Here is a 5,624-nt window from a genome sequence, read left to right on the forward strand (position 1 = left end):
AGAAGGTGGGGAATCATTAATGCTTTAATTCTTTAAATAAAATGCGGAATTACAAATTTATAAATAAATCCAGAATTCAAATTGTCGATTTATTTAAATACATTTCTGTCAATTTCTCGAAATGCTAAATCGTCAATTTTGAAAGTTTGATGATTTAGAAATGGCGGCAAAATGCATTTCTGCATCGCCGCCATTTCGAGAGAGAAATTCGAGTGATTGAATCTCAGTTTGACGATTCTGCAATTCTCCGGTTGCGTCGATTCGTCTAACTGACATTCTCATATATCTCAATTCCTCTTTTTACATCTTGTTTTCGGGTCGCCGTTTGTCACTTGCAATTCGCTCATCAATCACGCCGCGAAGTTTTTCCCGAAATCGATCCATGAACCATTCATAGGATTCTTCGAGGGTTTTTGCATCTTCCTCATTGAGATTGGAATCTTTTGCTTCTGCGGCAATTCGTTCCGGAGTCGATGCCTGCAAGATCAAATCTACCGCTGCTTCCAAGCAGTGGGACTCCTTCAACTCGATGGGGAAATCCTCATCTTCCTCGATGTCGAGCAGAAGACGTTTGAACTCGCGCCGTTTCTGCCTGCTGAGTGTGACATTCGTCTTACGTGCGTCGTACTGGTGAGATGGTGTGGTCACTTCTCTATCCCTCCTGGGTCGCTGTTGTTGTCTCAATTGTATCAGTTCAAGGTGTGGTGAGTACTTGGATACTTTATTCCATGTCGTTTTATCGCCTTGTCGTGTAGTCGTGTAGTCGCCTTGTCGTGGTCTGGTAGCGGATAGGTTGCTATAGAGCCGCTACCAGGCTTGAACGTCGATCTACGGGGTCTCGGCAGCGGTCGGTTGCGCCGGAGCCGCATCGGCGCCTTTGGTCTCATTGTTGTTGAGTAGCACCAATTTTGGCGGGCGAGGCGGTTTCCTGGGAGCGGTCGGAACGTGCCGCTTCGGCTTGGTTCCGCCTGCCTTCGGCGTGTTCGCTGACGGGTCGCTGACGAGTGTCGGAGTGAGGGTGTCGCTGTGGCCGGCGGGCAGCTCGAGGGCTCCGTACGGCGGGCGCTTCGCGCCGTGTTCGGCGACCATCTGGTCGCCGAGGTCGAAGCAGACCTCGGTCGGCAGGTACGCCATGCGGGCGCGCACCGGTTCCGCGTGGGACATCAGCGAGATGATCGCGACGCCCTGAGGGAAGGACGGCTTTCGGACTTCCTCCCGGTACTCCGTGGCGTCAGGGAACAGGTGGTCGAAGTCCTGACGGCTGGAGACGCGGTGGCTGATCCGGTCGAGCAGGTTCGTTCGGACCGCCGTCGACAACGCTTCGGCCGACAGTTTCTGATCGGCCAGGGTGAGGCGTCCGCCGTACTTCGCGGCCTGCTTGGCGACCTTTTTCAGCATCGCCGAGAACTCTTTGTCGCCTTCGTAGTTCGATACCTCGTCGATGAAGATCTTCCACAGCTTCAGCTCGGGGGAGAACTCGGTGATGCGGTCGGTGCGCATCTTCGCGAACAGCTGCTTGCGCTCGTACATCGCGTCGAGAACGATCTGCAGGGTCTTGCACGCGTCGGCGGGATCCAGCGAATCGCAGACGTAATCGGCGCTCTGCCACCACGGGAGCACGGTGGCCGCGTTCGGGTCGATGACGACGGTCACGGTGTCTTCCATCGCCATGGACGCGGCGATCATGGCGTTCAGCGTGATCGACTTGCCGGTGCGGGTCGCGCCCTGGACCGCCCGGTGAACGCCCTTGGCGAAGTTGACCGTGGCGTCGTCGCCGTATTCGGTCACGCCCAGCCACACGTCCTGGTGGCAGCTGGTCGGCGCGGCCGGGGCGAAGATGTGGGTCTCCCCGCCGTCGGACGTCGGCAGGCTCATGTACAGCGGCGAGTGCATCACCTCGGTGATGGGGTCGCGCACGATGAGATCGATCTGGATCTGCTGTGCCATGGCGTCGACCACCCGCACGCGCGGGATGTTCAGCGCGCTGGCGATGTTCTCCGCCTTGGCTTCGAAGTCGGCGCGGGTCCAGCCCTGGGGCATCAGCAGCCGGACCCGCACGCCGATCTCGGTCCGCCAGAACCCGGGGTCGGGCGGATTCCCGGTGAGGTGCGGCAGCAGCACCGGGTAGACGCCCGCGGGCTCGGTCAGGCTCGGCTTGCGGCCGAGGGAGAGCTTCGGTTCGGTCCAGAGCTGGCAGGCCTCCCACGGCTGCGCCAGCCGGTGCAGCGGCAGCCACAGCGATTCGGGGAGCTGAGCGAGATGGCCGGCGAAGACCCGTTCCGCGGCTGTGGCGTGATCGGCGGCCCGGCGGCGGCCACCGAGGTGCTGGCGCACCTTGGCGGCGGCGCCCAGGGCCACGGCCCCGCCCGGCACGGCCAGGCCCATCCAGCCTGGTGCGCCGAAATTCTCGGTCACCTTGTAAGACACCATTCCTCCAAACGTCGCGATGATTCCCCCGAATGCGGCTCCGATGCCGATCAGGCCGGGATCGGTCTCCACTCGCGCACCCCCCATCGGCCACGGGCCCACCAGCCCCAGACGGTGTGATCGATGCCGTGGTGGTCGGTGACCACCAGGCGGGCCATGCCGATCCGCAAGGCGAATCCGGACAGCCGCGCGGTCGTCGGGCGCCCGATCGGGGTGCTGGGCAGTGCCAGCGGCGGCCGGTTGCCGGCGGTCAGTTCGCGAGCGCCGACGCGGTTGCCGCCGCGCAGCAGCATCAGATCCACGTCCCGGGCCGGGTCGACCCCGAAGCTGACGCGGCCGTCGACCGCGCCGAACGCCGAGGCCAGCTGGGCGGCCTTGCCGTGCCAGTCGGTGACGGTCTGGCCGGGCAGCATCCGCACGGTCAGCACGTCGATCGCGTCGTCGCTGGTGATGCGTTGCAGGCGAGGCGCTTTCAGGGTGCCGTTCACCTTGGTGGTCAGGCCGTACTCGACCATGACCGGCGCCCAGCGGCGGCGGTAGGCCCACCAGGTCCGCAGAGCGGCGCGGCCACCGCGCAGGACGAGCAGGAACACCCCGATCGCGGCGAGAGCGCCGAAAACGGCGAACGCGAGCGTGGGGGCCATCGACAGGACGGGGTCGACCCATCCGGCGACGACCTCGGGGTGGAAGTGCCCGGTCCGGACCAGGGCGAACACGCCCGTCCCTGCGAGCATCCCGCCGCCCTGGAGCAGGGACTTGGCGGTGCTGCAGTCGTAATTGCGCTTGTTGTTGCTCATCGCACGGCCGCCTCTCGGGCAGCGCGGACAGCGCGAGCGCGCCGGCGAATCATGCGGTCGTAGCGGATCACCGGAACCGCCATGAAGAAGTACGCGGTGACCAGGCCACCGATCGGGAACGCCAGCAGCGTGCACAACTCCATCTGATCGGCACGCAGAGCGAAGACGAACGCCGCGGCCAGGATCAGGAACGGGGGAACCAGACGCACCGCGTACAGGTCGAGGCAGGTAGCAGCTGCCCCGACGACGAGCGCGGTTACTCGGGCAAGAGGCCGCGAGTGGCGAGTTCCTCGCGAACGGCCGCCAGATCGATCAGGCCGGCGATGTAGCCGCGGGCCAGCGATTCCATCACGCCCTGGAACTTCTCTTCCTCGTTCGCGAGCTTGACGCGCAGCGTCTTCATCGTCGGGTCGTCCAGGCGGAATTGCCGCTGGGGCCAGTCTTTGCGGAGCGCGGTCATAGTGACCATGGTTGCATGGTGCCGCGCTGACATCAGCTCTGACGTGGGGGTTCGCATTTGCATTGGTCTCTTTCATCTCGCCCTCCTTGGGGGTTACCATGACCACACGATAACATGGTAACATCTTCAATGCGGGTGGCCAACAGGCCACTTCCGCAGGACCGCAAGGAAGGAAGACACGTGAACGCAGACGTACGCGAACACGAAGCGATCCCCTACATGCCGGTGGACCGAGGCGCGCAGAGCGTCGAGGAGCAGGATCTGGGCCTGGGCCGGATCTGGACCGGATGGGCGATCAAGCTGCCCAACGGGACGTACTGGCACGAGCCGGTGACCGACGCTCGCGAGGTCGCCACCGACGGCCCCGCGCTGTATCGCACCGAGGCCGAGGCCACCCGGATGCGCAACAACATCCAGCGCGCGGTGATCGACACCTACGGCCCGGCGAGCTACTCGCCCACCGTCGTCCCCTTCGTCATGTCCGAGACGAAGGGAGCGCAGGCGTGAGCGGCGAATACCGGAACCCCCGCAACGGCCGGGTGATCCGGGCCGGGTCCCTGATCCGGGACCGGCGCGAGGACAACGTCCGCACGCTGCGGGTGCTCGAGGTGGTCAGCGACACGCGGATCGCGTGCCTGGTGATCGAGCAGACCTACCAGGGCCAGACCACCTATCCGAACCGGGGAACCGTCATGACCGGAAAGCGGCTCACCGGTGCCGCGTTCGTGCCGGTCGAGACCGAGGAGGCGTCGCGATGATGCTGCTGGACAAGGTGATCGGCAAGGCCGCGCCGAAGAAGAAGACTCTCGGCTATCACCCGATGACCGACGAGTGGCGGATCTCGCCGTGGGATTGCTCGGATCCGTTGCCGTTGACGGTTCCCGAGGCCCGCACGGTGCTGGACGAACACGGCAATCACGCCGGTCAGTGCCCGATCACCCGGACCGCGCTGGCGACCATGCGCCGTCACCGCCAGGCCCAGATCGACGCGCCGACGCTCGCGGTGCATCCCTTCCAGCTCTGACAGCAAGGGGACCGTGCCAGCTGCTACCTGGCACGGTCCCCGGTCACCAATCTACGAACGGGAGATCTCATGGCCAAAACGACTACAGCCCATGTCGTGTACGAGTGGCCCACCGATCCTGGCGACATCTTCGTCTTCGACGGCGAACCGATGGCCACGCGTGTCGTGGCGGTGCTCGACCACACCGAGGACGGCCCGGAGGTGGTGCAGCGATGACCACCGCGACCCGCCCGGCGCTGCGTGTGGTGGCTGACAACACCGCCCCGTTGTCGCAGACCTACGACGCGCCGCTGTATCGGGCCACTGCGCAGGACAAGCCCACCTGGGATCAGCTCACGCGTTCCCGCGGCGACTGCGACGAGTGCGCGGCGCTGCAGCACGAGAGCCACGGCAAGTACGGGCCTCGGGCGAAGGCCCGCCAGAAGCGGGCGTTCCACGGCGGGCCGGAACTGCTGCTGTGCAGCGCTCACGCGCTGGCGTGGCACGACCGCGACGACATCGACACCGGCGCGAAGAAGGCCGGCCGCCGCACGGGGGCCCGCCGATGACCGTCATCGATATCGACGCCGCCCTGCGGCAGTGGCTGTTGCCCGGCGCGGTGCGTGACCAGTGCTGGACACCGTCGAAGTGGGCGCACAGCGATTCGGGGCCGCTGACCGTGGCTCAGGCACACGAAGTGATGCGTGAGCACCGCGAATGCGCGACCGATCGTTTCGAGTGCCTTATCCGCTGGACCGCGGTTACCGTCCTGACCGAACACGGTCACCTGGTCCCCGATAGCGGGCGCATCCGCGTCTGAACTGGCGCGGGACCGGACATGGCTTAGATGTCCGGTCCCGCGCCCCCATCATCACCGAAAGGGGCAGAAATGCCGAACCGATACATCACCGCCGACCTCGGCCCGCAGATCACCGCC

General features: G+C 64.4%; 11 protein-coding genes. 6 read left to right on the plus strand and 5 right to left on the minus strand.

The features are described 5' to 3' along the window. Positions 1 to 300: 300 nt before the first annotated feature. The 5 genes from A5789_RS36280 to A5789_RS04575 form a co-directional block, all read right to left on the minus strand. A complete protein-coding gene (locus tag A5789_RS36280; RefSeq protein WP_156772983.1) occupies positions 301 to 648 on the minus strand; it encodes a hypothetical protein in 348 nt (115 codons plus the stop codon). 180 nt (positions 649 to 828) lie between these two features. Then, on the minus strand, positions 829 to 2,430 hold the full coding sequence (locus tag A5789_RS04560; protein WP_197516551.1) for an FtsK/SpoIIIE domain-containing protein: 1,602 nt from the start codon (positions 2,428 to 2,430) through the stop codon (positions 829 to 831). A 47-nt stretch (positions 2,431 to 2,477) separates the two neighbouring features. Continuing rightward, complete coding sequence (locus A5789_RS37180) at positions 2,478 to 3,224, minus strand: hypothetical protein (RefSeq protein ID WP_064927127.1); 747 nt, start codon at positions 3,222 to 3,224, stop codon at positions 2,478 to 2,480. Then, a complete protein-coding gene (locus tag A5789_RS04570) occupies positions 3,221 to 3,433 on the minus strand; it encodes a hypothetical protein (protein ID WP_064927129.1) in 213 nt (70 codons plus the stop codon). Before A5789_RS04570 ends, A5789_RS37180 begins: the two co-directional genes overlap by 4 nt. Before the next feature lie 47 nt (positions 3,434 to 3,480). Next, entirely contained in the window at positions 3,481 to 3,693 is a 213-nt protein-coding gene (locus tag A5789_RS04575; protein ID WP_156772985.1) for a hypothetical protein, read from the minus strand. Between the two features lie 171 nt (positions 3,694 to 3,864). Between A5789_RS04575 and A5789_RS04580 the strand changes: the two genes are divergently transcribed. From A5789_RS04580 to A5789_RS04600, 6 genes are all read left to right on the plus strand, one after another. Further along, positions 3,865 to 4,191, plus strand: a complete 327-nt coding sequence (locus A5789_RS04580; RefSeq protein ID WP_064927133.1) for a hypothetical protein — start codon at positions 3,865 to 3,867, stop codon at positions 4,189 to 4,191. Next, on the plus strand, positions 4,188 to 4,442 hold the full coding sequence (locus A5789_RS04585; RefSeq protein WP_064927135.1) for a hypothetical protein: 255 nt from the start codon (positions 4,188 to 4,190) through the stop codon (positions 4,440 to 4,442). The genes A5789_RS04580 and A5789_RS04585 overlap by 4 nt, the downstream gene beginning before the upstream one ends. Further along, complete coding sequence (locus tag A5789_RS04590) at positions 4,439 to 4,708, plus strand: hypothetical protein (protein ID WP_064927137.1); 270 nt, start codon at positions 4,439 to 4,441, stop codon at positions 4,706 to 4,708. Before A5789_RS04585 ends, A5789_RS04590 begins: the two co-directional genes overlap by 4 nt. 69 nt (positions 4,709 to 4,777) lie before the next feature. Further along, complete coding sequence (locus A5789_RS36285; protein WP_156772986.1) at positions 4,778 to 4,924, plus strand: hypothetical protein; 147 nt, start codon at positions 4,778 to 4,780, stop codon at positions 4,922 to 4,924. Beyond that, positions 4,921 to 5,256: a hypothetical protein gene (locus A5789_RS04595; RefSeq protein WP_064927139.1), complete on the plus strand. Its 336-nt coding sequence runs from the start codon at positions 4,921 to 4,923 to the stop codon at positions 5,254 to 5,256. The genes A5789_RS36285 and A5789_RS04595 overlap by 4 nt, the downstream gene beginning before the upstream one ends. Further along, positions 5,253 to 5,507 carry a hypothetical protein gene (locus tag A5789_RS04600; RefSeq protein WP_064927141.1) on the plus strand — a complete coding sequence of 85 codons (255 nt, stop codon included), beginning with the start codon at positions 5,253 to 5,255 and terminating at the stop codon, positions 5,505 to 5,507. The genes A5789_RS04595 and A5789_RS04600 overlap by 4 nt, the downstream gene beginning before the upstream one ends. Positions 5,508 to 5,624: the final 117 nt, after the last annotated feature.

Source organism: Nocardia sp. 852002-51101_SCH5132738 (assembly GCF_001665695.1).
In the GTDB taxonomy this organism is placed as follows: Bacteria; Actinomycetota; Actinomycetes; order Mycobacteriales; family Mycobacteriaceae; genus Nocardia; species Nocardia nova.